The sequence below is a fragment of the Alteromonas sp. H39 genome, from assembly GCF_047556435.1.
Lineage (GTDB): Bacteria > Pseudomonadota > Gammaproteobacteria > Enterobacterales > Alteromonadaceae > Alteromonas.
On the sequence record NZ_CP180210.1, the window covers coordinates 3,281,540 to 3,302,812 of the forward strand.

A 21,273-nucleotide genomic window follows, 5' to 3' on the forward strand; every position below is an offset into this window, starting at 1 on the left:
CGGTGTTTTCGTTTATCACCCTGCCTGATTACACCCCATGCCCAGGTGTGTAGCACAAGCACCAGCACACATTGACGATAGTCAGACGCCTTTCATCAGACATAAAAAAAACGCCGCGATAATGCGGCGTTTTTTATACTCAGGAAATACTTGCGATTACTTACTTTCGCTTTGCTCCTCGTCTTTGTGCAAATGCACATCCATTTGAGGGAATGGAATGGTGATGTCTTCCTCATCGAAACGAAGCTTCACTTTTTCCGTGAAGTCCCATTTAACTGCGAAGAAGTCGGCGGCATTTACCCAAGGACGAACGGTAAAGTTCACGCTGCTATCGGCTAACTCAGAGACCGCCACAACCGGGGCTGGCTCATCCAGAATGCGCTCATCAGCTTCACACATCTCAACCAGGATTTGTTTTGCTTTCAACAGATCTGAGTCGTAGCCGATGCCTACTACCATGTCTACACGACGCGTTTCTTTGGCAGAATAGTTGGTAATATTATCGCTGTAGATTTTACCATTAGGGATAATGATTTCTTTATTATCCGGTGTGGTCATTGTGGTAGTAAAAATACCGATTTTCTGAACCGAGCCCGCCGTGCCAGCAGCTTCAACGAAGTTACCTGCTCTGAACGGCTTGAAGACCAGAAGCATGACACCTGCGGCAAAGTTTTTCAGTGAATCCTGCAGTGACAAACCAATGGCCAGACCCGCTGCACCCAGAATAGCCACTAACGACGTCGTATCTACGCCAAGTTCATCCAGCGAAGCGACAATAACGAACAGCATCAGCACCGCGCTGATAATTGACTCCAGAAAATCAATCAGCATCTGATCGTATTTTGATTTCGCCATCAGGCGACGAAAAACACTCAGCAGCAGTCCAACGACAATACGACCGACAATGAATATGATTAATGCCATGGCAATGTTTATTCCCCATGGGATGGCATATTCATTCACGTAGCGTTCTATATCTTCAGCAGAGAATAGCGAGAGGCTCTCTTCCATAACGGTTCCTTGAAGTTGTGAAAGGGGGGTAGAAGTAAAGTTAAAAATATCAGTAATTCATAGTGCAACCAATGACTTTTTGCAATTTTGAGGTCTTACCAATGCATCGCCATGCTTCACCAGTATAACTTTCATCCATCAATATGTAGTTATCTGCAAATATCAGCAGAGTCACTGTGGAAGATAACCGCTATTACCGGCGTTTCGCTCCGGTTAAACAAAAGTGGTTGAGACATGGGTACGCTAAAAAAGTCACAGTGTGTCAGCAAACTGTCGCAAAGTTGTCTCACTCCCGTCATGTCTTTGTCATGAAGCCCAGCTAGTCTCTATCCTGCCGGATATACCTGCCCGGCACAACGAAGCGCTTTCGAATGAGATAAGCTGGAAAAATTACCATTTTGCGCTATCATTATGCAGCGTCTTTTTACGACGTAGAGAAAACCATTATTATTTGGTCTTACTTCTACTTCAATTGTCGTCGTTGCTGCAGTGAAGCATGCATTTTGGCAGTTGTAATGGTCAAGATTTTTGCGGTTCCAGCTAATATTTTTAAAGGACTTGAAAATGTTATTTTTAACTGTGTTATTCGTTATCGTGCTGTTGCTTCTGGCATTCGCGCTAACGAAAGATAAGGGCCAGAATACGGTTTATGCCAGGGGTAAGGGTAAACCTGAAGCTACCCGACGCAAGCTACCGATAGCGAGTCTCACCGAAGACACTGATACCCTACAGGTAAACTAACCTTTTGGCAGCCCGGCTCTCCGGGTTGCCTCACTTTCATCAAAATCAACCAGATACACACGCTATAAGACGCGGCCCGGTAATGTCTGCCAGATCGTTGTTGCCATCTATACATCACGCTCCAACTTGGTATCATACGCGCACTTCGGAGCTATCTATACACCTTGTCATGCGCATTCCAAGAATCTACCACACCGGCAATATTCCGCTGGATGAAGAATTTCCGTTAGACGATGATGCCGCGCATCACGTTGCTAATGTTCTCAGGCTGAAAGCTAATCACCCTGTAGTACTGTTCAATGGTGACGGCAATGAATACAGTGCGCAGTTAATCAACGTCAGCCGCAAACAGGTTATTGTAGAAGCCGACGCCTCACTGGCTCTGAATAAAGAATCACCACTGCCGATTCATCTGGGACAAGGTATCTCCAAAGGTGACAGGATGGATGTGGTGCTGCAAAAAAGCGTTGAACTGGGTGTCACTGAAATTACGCCACTGTTAACCGAGCGCTGTGCAGTAAAACTGGATGAGAAGCGCTGGCAGAAGAAACATCTGCAATGGCAGAAAATCATAATCAGCGCCTGTGAGCAGTGTGGTCGCAATACATTACCTGTTCTGCACCCACCTACCCCGCTAACCAGCTGGATGGCGCTTTCTACCGATGCGGCCAGACTGGTACTCGCACCAGGCGCAGACAAACCGCTGGCAAGACACCCGTATCAGACGAAAGGCTTCCGGCTTTTAATTGGTCCTGAAGGCGGACTTTCCGAACAGGAAGTGCATCAGGCCAATGAAACAGGCTTTACCTCCGTCAGTCTGGGTCCAAGAGTGTTGCGAACAGAAACCGCGGCGCTCGCCAGTTTAAGTATATTGCAGGCGCAACACGGGGATATGTGACGTTTATGGCAATGCTCCGCTTTTCTGACGACAGCGAAGCAACCTCATCGCAGACATAAATGATCTCCTCACTTACGCCGCGATTTGTTGTCGCTAGTCTGCCGCGCACTAGACGTCGGCTAATCACCGGCAGGACGCCTCACTTTTTACGGTATCCCGTGGTGCAGCACAACGATATTTGCATTTCAGCAGGTTGATTTTCCAAAGAACAACGCCATAGTTTAGGGTATCAAGGTATTAATCAGTGACCACCTCGCAATCAACAGGTTATCCTGGTCTGATTTGCCTGGAAAAAACGAATTTCAATTCATTGACACCTGCGAGCAACTCCTGCCGCGGTAACGAGACTTTCAGTACAGAGAACAGTGACATGACGTATTCCGTAGGGATTGTGATGGATCCCATCGCAAATATTAAGCCACATAAGGACACCAGCTTTGCCATGATGCTGGAGGCGCAGCGCCGGGGATGCGAGCTGCTATATCTGGAAATGGGCGATTTGTTTCTGGATAGTGGCCGTCCAATGGCCCGGGTCAGAAGCGTATCGGTGGTGGATCAAAGTCACAATTTTTACGAGCTTGGTGAGCCGCAAATCAGACCGCTTGGCAGTATCAATGTATTGATGATGCGTAAAGATCCCCCCTTTGACAGCGAATTTTTATATGCCACGCACATGTTGTCACTGGCTCAGGGAGAAGGCGCATTGGTAGTCAATAACCCGCAGGCGCTTCGGGATTTCAACGAAAAGCTTTTTACATCCTGGTTTCCTGAGCAAATTCCTCACACGGTGGTAACCAGCAGTGCGGCGATAGTCCGCGACTTTCACGCGCAGCATCAGGACATCATCTGCAAGCCGCTTGACGGCATGGGTGGCGCCTCAATTTTCAGAATTAAGCCTGATGGCAATAATTTAGGTGTGGTCATAGAAACGCTTACCCAGCATGGCAAACGGTACATGATGGTTCAGGAGTATCTTCCGGAAATTAAGGACGGAGACAAACGCGTGTTAATTGTGGATGGTGAGGTAGTGCCTTACTGTCTAGCCAGATTGCCCGGAAAAGGCGAAACCCGTGGCAACCTCGCTGCCGGCGGCACCGGAAGACCGCAGCCAATCAGTGACAGCGACAAAGCGTTGGCTGAAACCATTGCGCCGATGCTGAAACAGAACAATATTCTGTTTGTCGGGCTGGATGTCATTGGCGAGCGGATCACAGAAATAAACATTACCAGCCCCACGTGCGTAAGAGAAATAGAAGGTCATTACGATATTAATATTATGGCCATGTTATTCGATGCCATTGAGCGCAAGCTTGCCGCCTGACCGGTAAGTGAAGGTATAAGGTGAAATATGACGGAACTAAAGAGTCTGCAAAACCATTTTCTGATTGCCACGCCATCATTGGATGACGCTTATTTCTCGCGTTCGCTGACGTACATCTGTGAGCACAACGAAGAAGGGGCTATGGGCCTGGTCATTAACCAACCCTCGAACATGACGTTGAAGCAATTGCTTGAGCAAACAGACAAAGACCTTATCGTCGCCGACGAGAATGCAGAAAAAATCATTCTGGCAGGCGGACCGGTGAATCAGGAGCGCGGCTTTGTGCTTCATACCGATCAGTCAGGTTGGTCTTCCAGTCTGGCGCTGGCTCCGGGGATCATGGTTACCACTTCCAAAGACATTCTGACAGCCATCGGTACACAGCAAGGCCCGGATGAGTCAATTATTGCACTGGGGTATGCGGGCTGGACCGCCGGACAGCTTGAAAAAGAGATGCAGGAAAATGCCTGGTTGACGATAGAGGCAGACGAAGACATTTTATTTAAGACGCCGATACACGAGAAATGGCAGGCAGCAGTTAATAAACTGGGTATTGACGTGTGGCAACTGGCACCGGGAGTCGGGCATGCCTGAGGCAGGTCAGCGTACAATTCTGACGTTTGATTTCGGCACGAAAAGTATTGGGGTCGCCGTAGGACAAGAAGTCACCGGAACAGCATCCCCCTTAGCAGCTCTTAAAGCGCGCGATGGCATTCCGGATTGGGATAAGGTTGAACAGCTCTATCAGGAATGGCTGCCCGACATCGTAGTAGTTGGCTTACCTTTAAATATGGATGGCACCGAGCAAGACATGACTCAACGTGCCCGCAAATTTGCCAATCGGCTTCACGGGCGCTATCGGGTTGTAGTTGAAACCTGTGATGAACGTTTGTCTACTGCCGACGCGAAAGCGATGTTATTTGAGTTAGGTGGATACAAAAAGCTCACCAAAGATAAAATAGACAGCGTATCGGCCTGCGTCATATTTAATGCGTGGGTTGAACAGCAATACGTTTAAGCCTTTCTAACGAGCTGACACTGCGTCTCTAACAGGGTTTCGCCAGCTCACGCTATTTGTATTTCCGAGAAAAGCCTTATTCGCATCTTCCCTGGTCCATCTCACCGTCTTTGCGAGGCTGTTCACACTGCCAGCACACCTCAAAGGCACCACCGTTGACTTCCCCGCACTGCGGGCACTGCCAGGGGTCAGCGCTTTGTGTTGACGCCAAAGGCTCTGGCATAGCGTCAACTACCGCCTGCGCTCTGGGAAACCAGTTATCGTCGACGATCCAGATTTCTTGCTGACTGTCTTGCCAGGGCAACTCACCGATAGCGCCACTGGCAAACTCATTTTTTACCAGATAGGGAATGTCTCTGACATCCAGTTCACTGCGAACAGACTGAAATAAGAAACGGTCCTCTGAGGCGTACAGCTTTCGCATACAGCGCAGTTTTAATCCATGTCGATAGAAACGTCAGATAACGTTCCCAGGCTTGAGCCTTCGTTAGTATCCAGTTTAATCATCAGGCGCAGATCATTAGGCGAGTCTGCATGATGCAACGCCTGATCCAGTTCGATTTTTCCGGCTTTGTAAAGGTCATACAGCGCCATATCAAAGCTCTGCATACCCATCTCTTTCCCTTTTTTCATCGCCTCTTTGAGGCTGCCAATTTCATTGCGCTGGATAAGATCTGTCACTAACGGTGAATTGAGTAGTATTTCAATAGCCGCAACCCGCCCCTTGCCATCGCGGGTAGGAACCAGTTGCTGCGCCACAATAGCACGAATGTTCAGGCTTAAATCGAAGCGCAATTTGTCGTGCTGATCTTTTGGTGCCAGGTGCATAATACGCTCAATTGCCTGGTTGGCGTTGTTCGCGTGCAGGGTTGCCACACAAAGGTGGCCCGTATCCGCAAACGACATGGCATACTCCATGGTTTCCATCGAGCGGATTTCCCCTATCAGGATGACATCCGGCGCCTGACGCAAAGAGCTTTTCAGCGCATCATCGAAGGTTTGCGTATCCAGCCCGACTTCACGCTGCGTGATAACACAGTTGCGGTGTTCGTGAACAAATTCAATCGGATCTTCAATGGTCAGAATATGCCCGTGGGAATTCTGGTTTCGATGCCCGATAAGCGCCGCCAGAGAGGTAGATTTACCGGTGCCGGTTCCCCCTACAAACAACACCAGACCACGTTTGGACATAATAATATCTTTCAGTACCGGCGGCAGTCCGAGGTCATCGACGCGGGGAATCTGCGTGACGATCCGACGAATAACCATGCCTGCCTGGTCGCGCTGCCAGAATGCTGAACAACGGAAACGCCCTACCCCATCGCGGGCTATCGCAAAGTTACACTCGCGGCTGTTATGGAACTCATTTTGTTGTTTCTCATTCATCGACTCATGAACCAGCGACAACGCTTCTTCTTCCGAGAGAGGCATATCTGTCAGAGGAGTCAGCTTACCGTTAATCTTGGCGCTGACAGGGAAGCCGGCAGTCACAAATAAATCAGACGCGGATTGCGACACCATCTGTTCTAAAAATGTATCTAGCATAGTGACTCCCTAGAAATTCGTTTTCTTATCGATAGCCTTTGCCGCTGCATCCTGCTGAGTAATCACGCCCATGGCAACAAGGCGCTGCAAACACTGATCCATGGTCTGCATACCGTGGGATTGTCCAGTTTGAATGACAGAGTACATTTGCGGGACTTTATCTTCACGAATAAGGTTTCGGATGGCCGGAATACCCACCATGATCTCGTGTGCTGCCACGCGCCCGCCACCAATTTTTTTAAGTAACGTTTGAGAAATTACCGCACGTAAGGATTCCGACAGCATAGAGCGCACCATCGACTTCTCTTCCGCGGGAAACACATCGATGATCCGGTCTATGGTTTTCGGCGCTGAGTTAGTGTGCAGGGTACCGAAAACCAGGTGGCCGGTTTCTGCCGCTGAGATTGCCAGTCGAATGGTTTCCAGGTCACGTAGCTCACCCACCAGGATCACGTCAGGATCTTCACGCAGTGCTGAACGCAGGGCATTAGAGAAGCTGTGTGTATCACGATGTACTTCACGCTGGTTAATAACACTGAGCTTGTTGTCATGTACGAATTCGATAGGATCTTCGATGGTCAGAATATGTTCGCGCTTATGCGTATTGATATGATCGACCATGGCAGCCAGCGTGGTACTTTTACCCGAACCGGTAGCCCCCGTCACCAGAACAATCCCGGTGGGCTGATTAATAATATCTTTGAAAATCTGCGGCGCGCCCAGTTCATCCAGCGTCAGTACATTGCTGGGGATGGTACGCAATACTGCCGCGGCACCGCGGTTTTGCAGGAAGGCATTCACACGGAAGCGGGAGAGATCTTTCACTTCAAAGGAAAAATCCACCTCAAGGTTTTCCTCGTATTCCTTGCGCTGCTTGTCGTTCATAATCTCATACACCAATGCGTGTACCTGTTTATGATCCAGCGCAGGAACGTTTAGCTTTCGCATTTCGCCATCAACCCTGATTATCGGCGGTAAGCCTGCTGTCAGGTGTAAGTCTGAGGCGTTATTTTTGACACTGAAAGCCAAAAGTTCGGTAATATCCACAACCACTTCTCCCACTCATTAGGTGAATAATGCAAACAATAGCAGAAAGACTGAAATCCGCCCACGCGCGAATTGAAAACGCCACTGCCAGCGCTCATCGTCCACCAAATTCAGTGAAATTACTAGCCGTATCAAAGACCAAACCGGTATCTGATATCAGGCAAGCGTATGATGCCGGACAACGTTTGTTTGGCGAAAATTACGTGCAGGAGGGGGTTGAGAAAATCAACGAACTCAAGGAACTTGAGGGTGTGGAGTGGCACTTGATAGGACCGCTGCAGTCTAATAAAACCCGGGTTGTCGCTGAGCACTTTGACTGGGTGCAATCGGTAGACCGTGAAAAAATCGCACGCCGATTACACGACCAGCGACCCGATGACTTGCCCCCGCTTAATGTTTGCATACAAGTTAACATTGATGACGAGGCAAGCAAATCCGGGATCCCGGCGAGCGAGCTGCCTGCGCTGGTAGAATCTGTAAGCCAGATGGACAGACTGGTATTGCGGGGGCTAATGGCCATTCCCCGCGCAGACGCAACCACCGAACAACAACACCAAACCCTGAGCCAGCTTCAGGAATTGTTCTCCCAATACCATACAAAGCTGACCAATTTTGATACCCTGTCCGTAGGAATGAGTGGTGATGCAGAAGCCGCTATCGAAAACGGCTCCACCATGGTCAGAATCGGTTCTGCCATCTTCGGTGCCCGCGAATAAGCGGCGTTCGTTTCATCATGTTGGTCTAAACGAGAAAATAGGGTATCCATGCAACAGAAAAAATTAGCATTTATCGGCGCAGGTAACATGAGTCGCAGTATCATCAGCGGCCTGATCCAGTCTGGCTACGACAAGGATCTGATCCTTGCCAGCAACCCGTCTACGCCAAAGCTGGATAAGCTAAAAGAAGAATTCGGTATCCGAACCACCCAATCCAATGACGAGGCATGTGAGTTCGCAGATGCCATTGTTCTTGCCGTAAAGCCGCAGATCATGGGCGATATGTGCGCCGAGCTGCAAAAGAATAACGCATTGTCTGACAAGCTGTTTCTGAGTATTGCCGCAGGTTTGCCGGTTAGCCGTCTGCAAGCCATGTTAGGCGGTGAATACCCGGTAGTGCGCATTATGCCAAATACACCAAGCTTACTGGGAAAAGGCATGTCAGGCTTGTATGCCGACGATACGGTCTCTGAAGAAAACCGCCAGTACGTGGATGACGTGATGGGCAGCGTTGGCGAAACCGTGTGGGTGGAAGAAGAGTCCGGTATTAACGGCGTGATTGCCGCTGCGGGCAGCAGCCCAGCCTATTTCTTCCTGTTCCTGCAGGCGATGCAGGAAGAAGCGATGAACATGGGCTTTGATAAGGCTTCCTCAAGAGCCATGGTACAGCAAGCCATGTTGGGCGCAGCTGAAATGGTTTGTCACAATCAGGATCTTGAATTAAGCGAACTTCGGGCCCAAGTTACTTCTAAAGGTGGAACCACTGCTGCAGCTGTCAACACACTGATTGACGAAGGACTGCAGGAAACGGTTTCCAAGGCAATGCGCGCGGCCGTAGCCCGGGCAGAAGAAATGGCTAAACAGCTTTAATCTTTCAGGAAGTAACAAGCATGAGCGCAACGGTATTTCTCGTCAGTACCTTATTTAATCTGTATTTAATGGTCGTGATACTGCGGCTGTGGCTGCAAGTGGTTCAGGCGGATTTTTATAACCCCCTGAGTCAGTTTGTCGTGAAAGCAACCCACCCTATCGTGGGGCCGTTGCGCCGGGTTATCCCCTCTATTGGTCGCTTCGATACCGCGACCTTTGTACTTGCACTGGTGGTAGCCGGCGCTAAAATTTTTACGCTGGCCATGATGATTGGCGGGGCAATCAACCCGCTTACCCTGGTTATCGTCGCCTTCTTTGATGTCATAAAAGAAACCTTATCCCTGATGTTCTGGGTATTGTTGTTGCGCGCGATTTTAAGCTGGGTGTCGCAAGGCCAATCACCGATTGATTATGTGTTACATCAGCTAACCGAGCCCTTTCTTGCGCCAATCCGTAAAGTTATCCCGCCTATTGGCGGACTTGATTTATCGGTGTTGGTTGCGATTATCGCACTTCAGTTTCTACAATTACTGATTCAGGACACGTTTGGTGTGTTCTAATTGTGTAACTACGAGGTAGCTATGAGATTACTGCGGTACCTGACGTGGCTGGGAGTGCTTCTGGCAACACCCCTGGCTCTCGCTGAACAAAAGGAGACACTCGGCGACTGGGACGTGCATTACATGGTAGTGAACACCACGTTTTTAACGCCCGAAGTGGCATCAACCTATGGCATTGTTCGCAGTAAGTATAATGCGCTGGTAAACCTTTCCGTGCTGGATAAAACCACGCATGAAGCGCAACGTCTTTCGGTGTCTGGGGAAGCAACAAACCTGTTAGGTAATACGCGGGATTTGTCTTTCAAGAAAGTAGAGGATGGCGACGCCATTTATTACCTTAGCGTGTTGCCATTTCGCGATCAGGAAACCTTTCGCTTTAATATTGAAATACGAAAAGGAAACGACAGCGAGACACTGCGGTTCAAACAACAGATGTACACTGACTAGCTTAACTGTCTACGATCCTCTCCACGCACGGTTTCGGTTACTCGGCGCTGTTCTCTTTTTGGGGCGCGCCGCAAACCGGGGACCAGTCAGTTCAATAACTCAAATATCTAGCCCACTAGAGCCATGCAGACTGCTCTCTGGTTTCAAGCTGCAGCTGTGCAATCGTTTGCTGAAGGTCGATAACGTCATCCAGCGATCGAACTTCACGTACTGACACAAAGGGTTTAGCTGCGCTGTAATCTTCTACTTTTTGTAAATGTAACCGCAGTACTTCTTCGGGAAACAGACCTTCTGCTACCGGGTTGACCAAGAGTGAGACACTGCCTCCGCTGTCATCAGATGCGCCGTCTGTTGTTGTGCATATTACGGTGCCATCTGACATCAACGACTCAAGTTCGGTTATTCGTATCGCGGATTCTGGCAACAAGGTGCCTTTTGCGACAGTTGAGGTTTGTGGATGCAACAGGTAGCGAGTGAAGGTGTGAAGATCGGTCTGCCCCGTCAATCTCTCTTCTTCCAGATCGGCGATATGCAAGAACCCCAGCGCTCTGAATTCCAACATTAACTCTTGATAAAACGTAGCATCCAGATGAGGAAATCGCGCGGGTGTTGTGACCCGAAACAACTGGTTGACCACGCTGTCGGCAACGTCGTGCTTCTGCTCAAGAATATGAAATTCATCACCGGAACTTGCCACCTCTGAAGCGACAAGTCTGCCACGATAAAGCAACACCTGCTCGACCAGCGTTTCACAAAACGCGGCGGTGTCGGTCATATCCGGAGTTAACAATCTGGCCATAGAACATAACCAGACCTGCGGCGACTGCTGCGTCACCTCGCTTTCACAATCGAGTTCAGCTGTCACTGGATCGTTGAGAAAATACCCTGCCTGATCCCGGCAGGGGAACTCGCAAAGAAACAAAAACATTGTGGCACAGCTTCCGCTCAGGCTTGCACTCTGGACGGTTTGCCTGATGTTTCGCATTAGTGCGTCTGGGGTGGTGAAGCCCAAATGCTGCTCGCTCATGGCCAAGTCCTCACATCTGTAGCTGCAAAGGCAATCCCTGACAGCATGTTGGCTACATAAACGATAGTAATACAGTATTTGGCAGGCTAAGGTATCACGGTCGACACATAGTAAGAAGAAACTATACCCGTCAGATAAAACGGAAAATCAGCGATGCTGACGTTCACCGAAACGACTAAAACTGGTCGAACATAATCTGGTTGCCGTCCGGATCTTTCAACACACAATGGCCCGGGCCACTGTCACCTTTTACCGGTACATCAATCTCTATGCCTTGCGCTTTTAGTGACGCTTCCACAGCACGAACATCAGGTGGATTAAAGGTAAGAATGTTTTCATCAAACATGCCTTCAAATAAGCCAATCATGACATCACCGTGTTTCATGATCAGCCACTTATCCTCTACCGACCCACATTCCGTCATGGCGCTGAACCCCAACGCCTCATAAAAGGATTTAGACTTTCGAATGTCTGTAACGGCCAGACTTAGTGAGAATTGACCGAGGGTCATAGTGGTTCCTTAATTGCAAAGAGAAAATATTACTCTAGCTCACCACGGACACTTCGCCAGTGCATGTCAGGTATTTCTTATCCGCAACGCACTCATGGTGTTACCACGACCTACATGGCGACGAGACAGCAACACTCAAATCTAATGAGGCATCCTCATTTTACCTTCGCGGCATTCTCGATAGCCGCATTATTGTGATAAAAAGCGGCGCAAAGCCCGGCCAAACCCTTCTGCGTCGCACCAGGGATCGCCATGTCCGCAATCTTTGTCCAGTTCAACCAACGTGGCACCGGTCAGCCCAGCCAGCGCTTTCGCCGGACCAGGGGTAACCACTCTGTCATCTTCACCAGTCACGATCAGCACAGAACCGATAATGCGTTCGGCAGCCTTCGCCATATCATCAGCTGTTTCCAGTGCAATATTGTGTGCCATCATCGCCTCAGCTTGTCTGATCTGATCCCAGGCTTTGCCCGGCGTGAGTGTCATTCCTTTGGCATCGGCCTCAATTTTGCTCAGCACCTCCTGCCTTGATACATCCTTTGCTAGCACGTCTGGCACGCTGCCAAGCATCCAGACGCCCGCAAGTGCTTTTCGCGGCTCCATACACTGACAATCCAGATACCATCGCAACAGTATGTTGCGGGTTGTCCAAAGGGTAATATCAAAAGACGGTAGCCGAGGTGTGCCGATTATTGCTGCATAGCGCGTTGTAGCTTGCGGATATTGCACTGCCCATTGCAAGGTTTGCATGCCTCCCATGGATAACCCTGCTATTGCATGAAGCCTGGTAATGCCGAGCGTCTCAGTTATTACACGGTGCTGCGTTGCGACCATATCGGCAATAGTAAAGCGGGGAAATTTTTCGAGAGGCTGTGTCTGACTGGTTGATGGTGAAACTGACACGCCGTTCCCGATAGCATCTACGATCACCACAAAGTATTTTGAGGGGTCAATATACATAGGATCTGCAAGATACGCATGCCCTTCGGAGTTTCCGCCATACCAGGTAGGTACCAGTACAGCATTGCTCTTCGCCTTATTCAAGGTACCATACGTACGGTACCCTATTTTACAGGGGGCAATCACTTCTGAATTTCTCAACTGGCAGGAAGTAAATTCGGCGAATTTCTGCTCACTCGCCTGCGACTGAAACGCTATCGTTAATAACGTCAGTATAATCAGCCATACCATTATATTTTGCCGGTTAATCATAGCGATTATCCTTATTGTGTTTTTCCATGAAGAGGCTTTCGGAATTACTGCCACGATTTACGCAATTTACATGGCCTTGGGTAAGTGGGAGGTTTCATTTTTCCAGGCCCTTTCATAAGCCGGACGGGACAACACACGTTTCGCGTAGTCAATAACGTTTTCCGCATCTACCGGCACAGCCGCACCTTTGGCCCATGCCAGAATATGACCAGCGACAATATCTGCAACCGTAAACACATCGCCATTAATGAACTCGTTATCGGCCAGTATATGGGAAAATGACGTTACGGCTTTTTCAAACTCCCAACGCGCCGTGTCCTGCATGGCCCGTATCCGGTGTGATTCTGGCAATGCAAAATCGTGCTTAGCCATGTTCCACAGCGGTTGCTCCAGCTCTGTGACTAAAAAGTGCATCATCTGCTCAAATCGTCCACGCTGGTAGGTGCCTGGCTTAGGAATAAATTCCTCCATACCGTGTTTTTCTGCGAGAAAGGTGACAATGGCGCCAGATTCAGCAAGGGGACCATCGTCTGTCATCAGCAGAGGGATCTTAGCCGCTGGGTTCAGTGCCCGAAACTCTGAAGAAAGGTGCTCGCCGGCACGCAAATTGACAAGATGATAATGATAATCCAGCTCGAGTTCTTCGAGCGCCCACGCTACACGCACTGATCGCGTTTTGGGAAAGCCATAAAGGGTATACATCGGTTGCTCCTTAGATTGATTTGGCAACCGATACTGTTCAACAAGAAAGGCTTCCGGCAATATTGCCCTGAGATCACGCTTTCCAACGCATTGGCGCGCTATCGCGCATCGGATGACGTCAGGAAGACGTCGTCTCGCGTCGTTGTAGACCTCAGCTTTCCTGATTCCTTAAAAAGACCAGTTCTGTTGCACTACTTTGCTCCTCGCTATAGTGATAGCCGTCAACATCAAACTGCTTGAGACCTGCGACGTCACTAACGCGATTTTCAATAATATAGCGTGCCATACTTCCGCGCGCCTTTTTGGCAAAAAAGCTGATGACCTTATATTGACCGTTTTTATAGTCTTTAAAGTGTGGCGTCACGATCATGCCATCAAGCTCACGCTTCTTCACTGACTTAAAATACTCGTTAGATGCCAGGTTCACCAGAACATTATCGCCTTGTTCTGCCAACGCGTCATTGAGCTTTTGTGTAATGTCGCTGCCCCAGAACGCGTAGAGATCTTTGCCTTTGGCGTTATCCAGTTTCGTGCCCATTTCAAGCCGGTAAGCCTGCATCAAGTCAAGTGGCCGGAGCACGCCATATAATCCAGAAAGAATACGAAGATGTGATTGAGCGTACTGAACGTCATCTGCAGACAACGAATAAGCGTCCAGTCCGGTGTAAACGTCGCCGTTAAATGCGTACATAGCCTGACGGGCATTAGTATCCGTAAATGGCGTTGTAAATTCCGTAAACCGGTTAGCGTTGAGTGTTGCCAGCTTATCACTGATACTCATCAGCGAGCCCAGTTCTGCAGGAGATAACTCCCGGCAACGCGATACCAATGCTTCAGCCTGAGTAAGCATTTCTGGCTGAGAATACTCTTTAACCGGAACGTCGGTTTCAAAATCGAGGTTTTTCGCTGGTGAAACAACAACTAGCATTATGACTCCTTATTCGTTACTGGCGCAGAGTATACCATCGACGACGACACAGATAAGTGTGAACTTACGCGGTTTTGTAGATTGAGCAGTTCGCTCTGCCCGATTACGCATCAACGCACGACGATACTGTAATTTCCGGTGGGGGTTTGATATAACTAAGGTAATAAAAACGCTGACAGTTAAACTGCTGCCACAGCACCCCCTACAGACACAAATACGATAAAACTTTCCCTCGGTTTGCCCGTATGCAGTCAGCAAACCTGAGCAACTAATATAGATTTAAATCCAGAGTTAGAGAGAACTATGAGCAATCAGTTAGCAGCATTACGTGAAATCACAACCGTCGTGGCCGACACCGGCGATATTGAAGCGATAAAAAAATATGAACCGGTAGATGCTACCACTAACCCGTCTCTGCTGCTTAAAGCAGCCAGCCTTCCTCAGTACAGCGTACTGATTGACGATGCAGTGGCATGGGCAAAATTACAGTCTAAAGACGCCGAACAACAACTGACAGATGCATCCGATAAACTGGCAGTCGCCATTGGCAAGGAAATCTCAGACCTTATTCCGGGCCGTATTTCCACAGAAGTCGATGCACGTTTGTCATTTGATAAAAACGCGACCATTGAAAAGGCAGAACGCCTGGTTCAGCTTTATGAAGATGAAGGTGTTGATAAGTCACGAATTCTTATCAAAATGGCGTCTACGTGGGAAGGGATCCAGGCAGCAGAAGAGCTGGAACAAAAAGGCATTAACTGTAACCTTACACTGCTGTTCAGTTTTGCACAGGCACGCGCGTGTGCCGAAGCAGGCGTTTACCTAATCTCTCCGTTTGTAGGCCGAATTCTTGACTGGTATAAGAAAAGTACGGGCAAAGAAGACTACACCTCTGAGGACGACCCGGGCGTGGTATCAGTTACCAATATTTATAACTACTATAAAGAACACGGTTACGACACCGTCGTAATGGGCGCAAGTTTCCGCAATATCGGCGAGATCCAGGCGCTGGCTGGCTGCGATCGTCTTACTATCAGCCCCCAGTTACTGGAAGAGCTGGCCAACACCGATACCCCACTGGAAGCGAAACTGACAGATAACGGCGCGTCGAAAACCCCCGGTGATCGCATGACAGAAACCGAATTCCGCTGGGAAATGAACGAAGATGCAATGGCCACCGAAAAACTGGCTGAAGGTATTCGCAACTTCGCCGCGGATCAGAAGAAACTCGAAACTATGTTGAAAGAAAAGCTGGGTATATAATAATACAATATTAACAATAAAGCTTTCTGACATATTGGAGTACTGACATGAGTAGATTGACCAGCCAACCTGCCTGGCAACGTCTTTCACAACTTGCCGCAACGGTAAGAGACACACATATGCGCGATTGGTTTGCCGACGATCCTTCGCGGGCATCAGCAATGCAAACTGAAGCGTGCGGCCTGTTTCTCGATTATTCGAAGAACCGCGTGACCGCAGAGGTGATGGATGCACTGATGACGCTGGCTGAAGCGCAAGGAGTTGACGCGCAGCGCAAAGCCATGTTCGACGGTAAGCACATTAACAGCACTGAAGATCGCGCAGTATTACACACCGCACTGAGAAATTTCTCAGGCGAGCCTGTGTATGTAGATGGCGAAGACGTCATGCCGGAAGTTTTGGCAACTCTCGATAAAATCGAGCGCTTCACCGATGCTGTCCACAGCGGTAACCACAAAGGCTACACCGGCAAAGCCATTAAGCACATTGTTGCCATAGGTATCGGTGGCTCTTTCCTCGGCCCTAAAATCATGACCGAGGCGTTAAAACCCTATACCTCTGATGCGGTACACGTCCACTTTGTTGCGAACGTCGATGGCTGCCACATTCATGATGTTTTGAGTTCGCTTGATCATGAAGAAACCCTGGTGGTGATGTCCTCAAAGTCGTTCTCTACTCAGGAAACATTGCAAAATACACTTTCCGCTAAAGACTGGTTCTTAAAGGCTGGCGGTAAGCAAGAAGACATTGCCAAGCATTTTGTGGCGGTATCATCTAACGTCAAAGCAGCGACTGAGTTTGGCATTGCTGAAGAGAATATCTTTCCCATGTGGGATTGGGTTGGAGGCCGTTATTCGCTCTGGTCGGCGATTGGCTTGCCAATTTCTCTGGCACTGGGCTTTGATAATTTTAAAGGCCTGCTGGAGGGTGCACACGAAATGGACAATCATTTCAAAAATGCACCATTTAGAAGCAACATGCCCATGTTGCTGGCCATGTTAGGCGTGTGGTACCGAAATTTCTTTGAGGCCCAGTCTCATGTCATGCTCCCGTATTACCATTATCTTCGTGGGCTCCCTGCCTATGTGCAACAGTTGGATATGGAAAGTAACGGCAAACAGGTCACACAGGCCGGCACGCCAGTAGACTACCCTACCGGGCCTATTATATGGGGCAGCGAGGGAACTAACGGCCAACACAGCTTCCACCAGTTGATTCACCAGGGCTCAGGTATTATACCCGCAGACTTTATCATGCCGCTGACGGTGCCTAATCAGGACGATACCCATCACGCGATGCTGGCATCAAACTGCTTTGGCCAAACCCAGGCGCTGATGCAGGGGAAGACCTTTGAAGAATGCTATGCAGACCTTGACGGTAAAGGCTTAGATGATGAAGAGCGTACGCGCTTAGCGCATCACAAGACCATGCCGGGAAACAAACCCAGCAACACAATTTTGTTCGAAAAACTGGATCCGTTCACACTTGGCGCGCTGGTTGCTATGTATGAACATAAGGTTTTCGTTCAGGGTGTAGTCTGGGAGCTGAACTCGTTTGACCAATGGGGCGTAGAGTTAGGAAAAGTCCTTGGTAATCAAGTTCTTGCGGGTATTCAGGGCGAAAAAGACAGCAGCGAATTCGATACATCAACGCAGCAGTTAATAGATCGCTTCAGACACACCAATGCACCAAAATAAGGATAGTTAAGCTCAAGGGCTTCAAGGTGCACGCTGACACGGCCGTAAGGCGGCCGTTCTGCGCTGGATGACGACCACTGTAATCATAATGTCACGAAGTGTTAATAAAAAGTAAACTTACTTGTTTTAATTTCATCGTGGCTATGATACAAAATTGTACAGAAGGATTAGATAAAACCCCTGTACTGTTGTTAGTGGTAATAAAAAGGAGATCCTCGTGGATAAGTCAGATCTATTTGCCATGCTTGATATTGAAACCAGTTCAGCTAAAACGAAAAGTAAAAAGCGTAAATGGAGAGAAATTGAAGCCCTGCAAGATCGCTTCGCTCTGGAAAAGGAATTATCAGAGTTAGATTGCGGATTTGAATACGAGTTAGAGACTCTGGAAAGATAAACGAAAAGGCCGCCTGAATCATCAGGTGGCCTTTTTACTTTTCAGGCGGCGTTTACGCTTGTCGGATCGGTCCGGTTTGTCCAGTTACCCCTGCTGGGGTAAGCAGACACGCCAGGCGCTTCGTCTTGCTTATAGCCTGTGCTACTCATAAATATGCATGTTATCTGTGTGGTGAAGCCAATTTGCCATTGCGGGCTTACCTATTCAGCGCTGTCAAACGCGTATGTTTGTGGCTCAGGTCATCAGATTTAGCGTAGTGCATGCCGTCAAGGTCATATCGAGATACGCTAGAGCGCGAGTTGCCAATGTCTGTGGTATTGAAAATCGCGGGCTTCAGTCTTGCCGTTAGAAGTAGCGACGACCGGGTTGGTGTTATGGCGCGTTAGTAAACCTGCCAGTCTATCGGTTGCTTACCGTGTTGCTGCAAATAGGCATTTGCCTGGCTGAAATGCTGGCAGCCGAAAAAACCTCTGTGTGCAGACAATGGCGAGGGATGTGGCGCTTCTAATACCAGATGCCGTTCACGGTCCAACGTGCGTCCTTTTTTCTGCGCATGGCTTCCCCACAGCATAAACACGACAGTATCATTGGTTGTGTTTACCGCCTCAATAACCGCGTCGGTGAAGGTTTCCCATCCGAATTTCGCATGGCTGTGTGCTTTGCCCTGCTCCACCGTCAACACCGTATTGAGTAACAGAACTCCTTGCTTCGCCCAGGACGTCAAATTACCGTGTTCCGGTACGGTAAATCCCGGAATATCCGTCGACAGCTCTTTGTAAATGTTCCTCAGCGACGGTGGGATTTTCACTCCTGGCTGCACCGAAAAGCTCAGTCCATGGGCCTGATCAGGGCCGTGATACGGGTCCTGCCCCAGGATAACGACCTTTACCTGCTCCAGCGGTGTGGCTTTCAGTGCACTGAACACTTCTTCCTGCGCCGGGTAGATCGTCTTGCCCGCGGCGCGCTCAGCGTCGACTTTCTGTATCAGAGCCTGAAAATATGGTTTTTGTTTTTCAGGCCCCAGTACATCGTGCCAGCTATGGCTCATTTCAACACATCAAACATGTGCTTCTTAAGCTCTTCATACGAAGAGGGAAGCGTAACCGCCAGACTGTCTTTACCGGCAACGTCAGCCAGCTCTTTTGGTAGGTGCAATGGAGAGCCGAGGACATTTTCCACCGTTTCCCGGAATTTCGCAGGGTGCGCGGTTCCAAGAAATAGCCCGGTTTCGCCAGGTTCAAGATCATGACTGACGGCACGATAAGCAATGGCTGCGTGCGGCTCACTGGTATAGCCTGCTTGCGCTAGCTGGCGCATTGCCAGTTGGGTGTATTCTTCGTCAACCGACTCACCTTTCAGACACGCTTTGTCGATGTAGCCTTGCTCCACCAGCGCTTCTATACGTGGCCAGTTGTTTGGCTGGCTTACGTCCATCGCGTTGGACATGGTTGCGACGGTCGATTTCGGCTTCCATTCACCGGTTTTCAGATAGCGGGGAACCGTATCGTTCACGTTGGTCGCTGCAATAAAGCGCTTAACAGGAAGTCCCATCGCTTTGGCAATCATACCGGCCGTCAGGTTACCGAAGTTACCACTGGGAACCGACACCACTAATTCTTTACGCGCCGCTTCAGGGAGCTGACTTACCGCTTCAAAGTAATAACACACCTGTGCCAGTAATCGACTGATATTAATCGAATTTGCCGAATTAAGATGCAGCCCTTCACGCACATCCGGATCATCAAAGGCCGTTTTCACCAGCGACTGGCAGGCATCAAAGTCAGACTCTATCGCCACCGTATGAATGTTGTCCCCCAGTGTGGTGAATAGTTTCTCCTGTAGTGCACTGATTTTGCCTTTGGGGAAAAGGATCACCACATTGATGTTCTCAATACCGTGAAAAGCGTGAGCTACGGCAGCGCCGGTATCGCCCGAGGTTGCTGTGAGAATGGTGACAGGCTTACCTTCACTGATACGCGACAGGGTTTGCGCCATAAAGCGGCCACCAAAGTCTTTAAACGCCAGCGTCGGACCGTGGAATAGCTCCAGCGTGTAGATATTGTCTTTAATCTGAGTGACCGGTGCGGGGAACGTAAAAGCGGTGTTGATGATCTCTTCAAGTTCACCACCACCCAACTCATCCCCAATCAGCGCTCGCAGAATACGAATGCTGCGCTCGGCAAACGGAAGCGTGAGCAAGCTATCAACGTCATCCAGTGACGGAATGTGTGTAGGAAAGTACAGTCCCTGATTTTTACCCAGGCCGCGTTGTACTGCTTCTGAAAACGATGCGGTGTCCTGCGCATCTTTTAAATTGACCAATTCCACAATGTCACCTTTCGTAATGTATCTTTATAAAGGTAACGGCCTGCCCGGCTTTTCTGCATGAAAGCAGTTGGCACGAGGCATCATGAGCCGCTACTTAGCCACTGCACCTTGTGCAGGAATTCGACATACATGGCTAAAGCCGTCGTCGTTTTGTATATAATTTGCATCTAACCACTGGGCAATCTGGTGTGCCTGGGCCTCATCATTGCATACGGCAAAAACGGTCGGGCCGGAACCAGAAATTCCGAAAGCCAGTGCGCCGTTTTCCATGCTGAATGTGCGGGCCTCATCGAACCCGGGAAGCAGAGATTTGCGATAGGGCTCTGCAATCACATCCTGCATGACAGAGGCCGCCATGTCGGCGTCACCGGCATGAAGCGCATGCACAAACACACCAAGCTGACGTCCGAAAGTTAATGCGGTTGCCACAGGTATCTCTTTTGGCAAAATTTCTCTGGCAGCCGCAGTGGAAACGCTGATCCCCGAGTAACAGGCTACCCAGAACCAGTCTTTAATTACTGGCAGCTTCACTGTGATCGGCGACGTTGCCCCCGTCATCAGCGTCATCCCGCCCTGATAGCACGGCGCGACATTGTCGTAGTGGATGCTGCCACTGATCTGTCCTTCGAGCTCCCCCATCATAGCTAACAGCGTATCTTCATCAAACACGTTATCTGAATAGGCATTTAACGCGTGAAACGCGGCCACGATAGAGCTGGCACTTGACCCCAAACCACTGCCAATCGGCAGTTTTTTGTTCAGCGTCATCGCCACTACAGGTACTTTTTTCCCATTAAGGGCTAACGCGTCACAAAAGTAATGGTAGCAACGGGTGACGATGTTGGAATCAGGGTCCGCTGGCAATTTATGCGCAAACGGGCCGGAAACGGTCAGAGAGAAGGACGTTGCCTGCTCGACAATAACTTCATCTCCCAGCGACGTGCCATCTATCGGCTCCAGCGCAGCGCCCAGTACATCAAAGCCCAGACTCACATTGCCAATTGAGGCCGGTGCATACGCACTCACTTTTTTCATTA

General features: G+C 49.3%; 24 protein-coding genes. 12 read left to right on the forward strand and 12 right to left on the reverse strand.

Annotated elements, in window-relative coordinates; all coding sequences use genetic code 11:
• Nucleotides 1-156: 156 nt before the first annotated feature.
• Entirely contained in the window at nucleotides 157-1,011 is an 855-nt protein-coding gene (locus ACLBLI_RS14355; protein ID WP_414828276.1) for a mechanosensitive ion channel family protein, read from the reverse strand.
• 564 nt (nucleotides 1,012-1,575) lie between these two features.
• Between ACLBLI_RS14355 and ACLBLI_RS14360 the strand changes: the two genes are divergently transcribed.
• From ACLBLI_RS14360 to ruvX, 5 genes are all read left to right on the forward strand, one after another.
• The gene (locus ACLBLI_RS14360) at nucleotides 1,576-1,752 is read left to right on the forward strand and encodes a hypothetical protein (protein WP_414828277.1); all 177 of its coding nucleotides are present in this window, start codon (nucleotides 1,576-1,578) and stop codon (nucleotides 1,750-1,752) included.
• Between the two features lie 169 nt (nucleotides 1,753-1,921).
• Complete coding sequence (locus ACLBLI_RS14365; RefSeq protein WP_414828278.1) at nucleotides 1,922-2,650, forward strand: 16S rRNA (uracil(1498)-N(3))-methyltransferase; 729 nt, start codon at nucleotides 1,922-1,924, stop codon at nucleotides 2,648-2,650.
• Nucleotides 2,651-3,020: 370 nt separating this feature from the next.
• Nucleotides 3,021-3,971: a glutathione synthase gene (gene gshB, locus ACLBLI_RS14370; protein ID WP_414828279.1), complete on the forward strand. Its 951-nt coding sequence runs from the start codon at nucleotides 3,021-3,023 to the stop codon at nucleotides 3,969-3,971.
• Between the two features lie 27 nt (nucleotides 3,972-3,998).
• A complete protein-coding gene (locus ACLBLI_RS14375; protein WP_414828280.1) occupies nucleotides 3,999-4,565 on the forward strand; it encodes a YqgE/AlgH family protein in 567 nt (188 codons plus the stop codon).
• Nucleotides 4,558-4,989: a Holliday junction resolvase RuvX gene (gene ruvX, locus ACLBLI_RS14380; RefSeq protein ID WP_414828281.1), complete on the forward strand. Its 432-nt coding sequence runs from the start codon at nucleotides 4,558-4,560 to the stop codon at nucleotides 4,987-4,989. The genes ACLBLI_RS14375 and ruvX overlap by 8 nt, the downstream gene beginning before the upstream one ends.
• A 76-nt stretch (nucleotides 4,990-5,065) precedes the next feature.
• On the opposite strand, the gene ACLBLI_RS14385 is transcribed toward ruvX, so the two are convergent.
• The 3 genes from ACLBLI_RS14385 to ACLBLI_RS14395 are packed head-to-tail and all read right to left on the reverse strand — an operon-like array spanning nucleotide 5,066 to nucleotide 7,581.
• The gene (locus ACLBLI_RS14385; protein WP_414828282.1) at nucleotides 5,066-5,413 is read right to left on the reverse strand and encodes a DUF2007 domain-containing protein; all 348 of its coding nucleotides are present in this window, start codon (nucleotides 5,411-5,413) and stop codon (nucleotides 5,066-5,068) included.
• 11 nt (nucleotides 5,414-5,424) lie between these two features.
• Complete coding sequence (locus ACLBLI_RS14390; RefSeq protein WP_414828283.1) at nucleotides 5,425-6,534, reverse strand: PilT/PilU family type 4a pilus ATPase; 1,110 nt, start codon at nucleotides 6,532-6,534, stop codon at nucleotides 5,425-5,427.
• Between the two features lie 9 nt (nucleotides 6,535-6,543).
• Complete coding sequence (locus ACLBLI_RS14395) at nucleotides 6,544-7,581, reverse strand: type IV pilus twitching motility protein PilT (protein ID WP_414828284.1); 1,038 nt, start codon at nucleotides 7,579-7,581, stop codon at nucleotides 6,544-6,546.
• A gap of 29 nt (nucleotides 7,582-7,610) precedes the next feature.
• Between ACLBLI_RS14395 and ACLBLI_RS14400 the strand changes: the two genes are divergently transcribed.
• The 4 genes from ACLBLI_RS14400 to ACLBLI_RS14415 are packed head-to-tail and all read left to right on the forward strand — an operon-like array spanning nucleotide 7,611 to nucleotide 10,174.
• Nucleotides 7,611-8,297, forward strand: a complete 687-nt coding sequence (locus ACLBLI_RS14400; RefSeq protein WP_414828285.1) for a YggS family pyridoxal phosphate-dependent enzyme — start codon at nucleotides 7,611-7,613, stop codon at nucleotides 8,295-8,297.
• A 48-nt stretch (nucleotides 8,298-8,345) separates the two neighbouring features.
• On the forward strand, nucleotides 8,346-9,167 hold the full coding sequence (gene proC, locus ACLBLI_RS14405; protein ID WP_414828286.1) for a pyrroline-5-carboxylate reductase: 822 nt from the start codon (nucleotides 8,346-8,348) through the stop codon (nucleotides 9,165-9,167).
• Between the two features lie 20 nt (nucleotides 9,168-9,187).
• Nucleotides 9,188-9,727, forward strand: coding sequence for a YggT family protein (locus tag ACLBLI_RS14410; protein WP_414828287.1), 540 nt, complete (start codon nucleotides 9,188-9,190; stop codon nucleotides 9,725-9,727).
• A gap of 21 nt (nucleotides 9,728-9,748) precedes the next feature.
• On the forward strand, nucleotides 9,749-10,174 hold the full coding sequence (locus tag ACLBLI_RS14415; protein WP_414828288.1) for a DUF4426 domain-containing protein: 426 nt from the start codon (nucleotides 9,749-9,751) through the stop codon (nucleotides 10,172-10,174).
• A 115-nt stretch (nucleotides 10,175-10,289) separates the two neighbouring features.
• Here ACLBLI_RS14415 and ACLBLI_RS14420 read toward each other — a convergent pair whose 3' ends face one another.
• The 5 genes from ACLBLI_RS14420 to yaaA all read right to left on the reverse strand — a co-directional run bounded on the left by ACLBLI_RS14420 (nucleotide 10,290) and on the right by yaaA (nucleotide 14,554).
• A complete protein-coding gene (locus ACLBLI_RS14420) occupies nucleotides 10,290-11,201 on the reverse strand; it encodes a hypothetical protein (protein ID WP_414828289.1) in 912 nt (303 codons plus the stop codon).
• 175 nt (nucleotides 11,202-11,376) lie between these two features.
• The gene (locus ACLBLI_RS14425; protein ID WP_414828290.1) at nucleotides 11,377-11,712 is read right to left on the reverse strand and encodes a VOC family protein; all 336 of its coding nucleotides are present in this window, start codon (nucleotides 11,710-11,712) and stop codon (nucleotides 11,377-11,379) included.
• Nucleotides 11,713-11,901: 189 nt separating this feature from the next.
• On the reverse strand, nucleotides 11,902-12,924 hold the full coding sequence (locus ACLBLI_RS14430) for an alpha/beta fold hydrolase (RefSeq protein WP_414828291.1): 1,023 nt from the start codon (nucleotides 12,922-12,924) through the stop codon (nucleotides 11,902-11,904).
• 66 nt (nucleotides 12,925-12,990) lie between these two features.
• Nucleotides 12,991-13,626 (reverse strand): glutathione S-transferase family protein, encoded by a 636-nt coding sequence (locus ACLBLI_RS14435; protein ID WP_414828292.1) that lies wholly within the window; start codon nucleotides 13,624-13,626, stop codon nucleotides 12,991-12,993.
• Nucleotides 13,627-13,777: 151 nt separating this feature from the next.
• Nucleotides 13,778-14,554 (reverse strand): peroxide stress protein YaaA, encoded by a 777-nt coding sequence (gene yaaA / locus ACLBLI_RS14440; protein WP_414828293.1) that lies wholly within the window; start codon nucleotides 14,552-14,554, stop codon nucleotides 13,778-13,780.
• Between the two features lie 303 nt (nucleotides 14,555-14,857).
• Here yaaA and tal point away from each other — a divergent pair, with 303 nt between their 5' ends.
• The 3 genes from tal (at nucleotide 14,858) to ACLBLI_RS14455 (ending at nucleotide 17,908) form a co-directional block, all read left to right on the forward strand.
• Nucleotides 14,858-15,817, forward strand: coding sequence for a transaldolase (tal, locus tag ACLBLI_RS14445; RefSeq protein ID WP_414828294.1), 960 nt, complete (start codon nucleotides 14,858-14,860; stop codon nucleotides 15,815-15,817).
• 47 nt (nucleotides 15,818-15,864) lie between these two features.
• Complete coding sequence (gene pgi / locus ACLBLI_RS14450) at nucleotides 15,865-17,514, forward strand: glucose-6-phosphate isomerase (RefSeq protein ID WP_414828295.1); 1,650 nt, start codon at nucleotides 15,865-15,867, stop codon at nucleotides 17,512-17,514.
• 217 nt (nucleotides 17,515-17,731) lie between these two features.
• Complete coding sequence (locus ACLBLI_RS14455; protein ID WP_218309963.1) at nucleotides 17,732-17,908, forward strand: DUF3545 family protein; 177 nt, start codon at nucleotides 17,732-17,734, stop codon at nucleotides 17,906-17,908.
• Between the two features lie 382 nt (nucleotides 17,909-18,290).
• Here ACLBLI_RS14455 and ung read toward each other — a convergent pair whose 3' ends face one another.
• The 3 genes from ung to thrB form a co-directional block, all read right to left on the reverse strand.
• Nucleotides 18,291-18,956, reverse strand: coding sequence for a uracil-DNA glycosylase (ung, locus tag ACLBLI_RS14460; protein WP_414828296.1), 666 nt, complete (start codon nucleotides 18,954-18,956; stop codon nucleotides 18,291-18,293).
• On the reverse strand, nucleotides 18,953-20,236 hold the full coding sequence (gene thrC, locus ACLBLI_RS14465) for a threonine synthase (protein WP_414828297.1): 1,284 nt from the start codon (nucleotides 20,234-20,236) through the stop codon (nucleotides 18,953-18,955). The genes ung and thrC overlap by 4 nt, the downstream gene beginning before the upstream one ends.
• A 90-nt stretch (nucleotides 20,237-20,326) precedes the next feature.
• Nucleotides 20,327-21,271: a homoserine kinase gene (thrB, locus tag ACLBLI_RS14470; RefSeq protein ID WP_414828298.1), complete on the reverse strand. Its 945-nt coding sequence runs from the start codon at nucleotides 21,269-21,271 to the stop codon at nucleotides 20,327-20,329.
• Nucleotides 21,272-21,273: the final 2 nt, after the last annotated feature.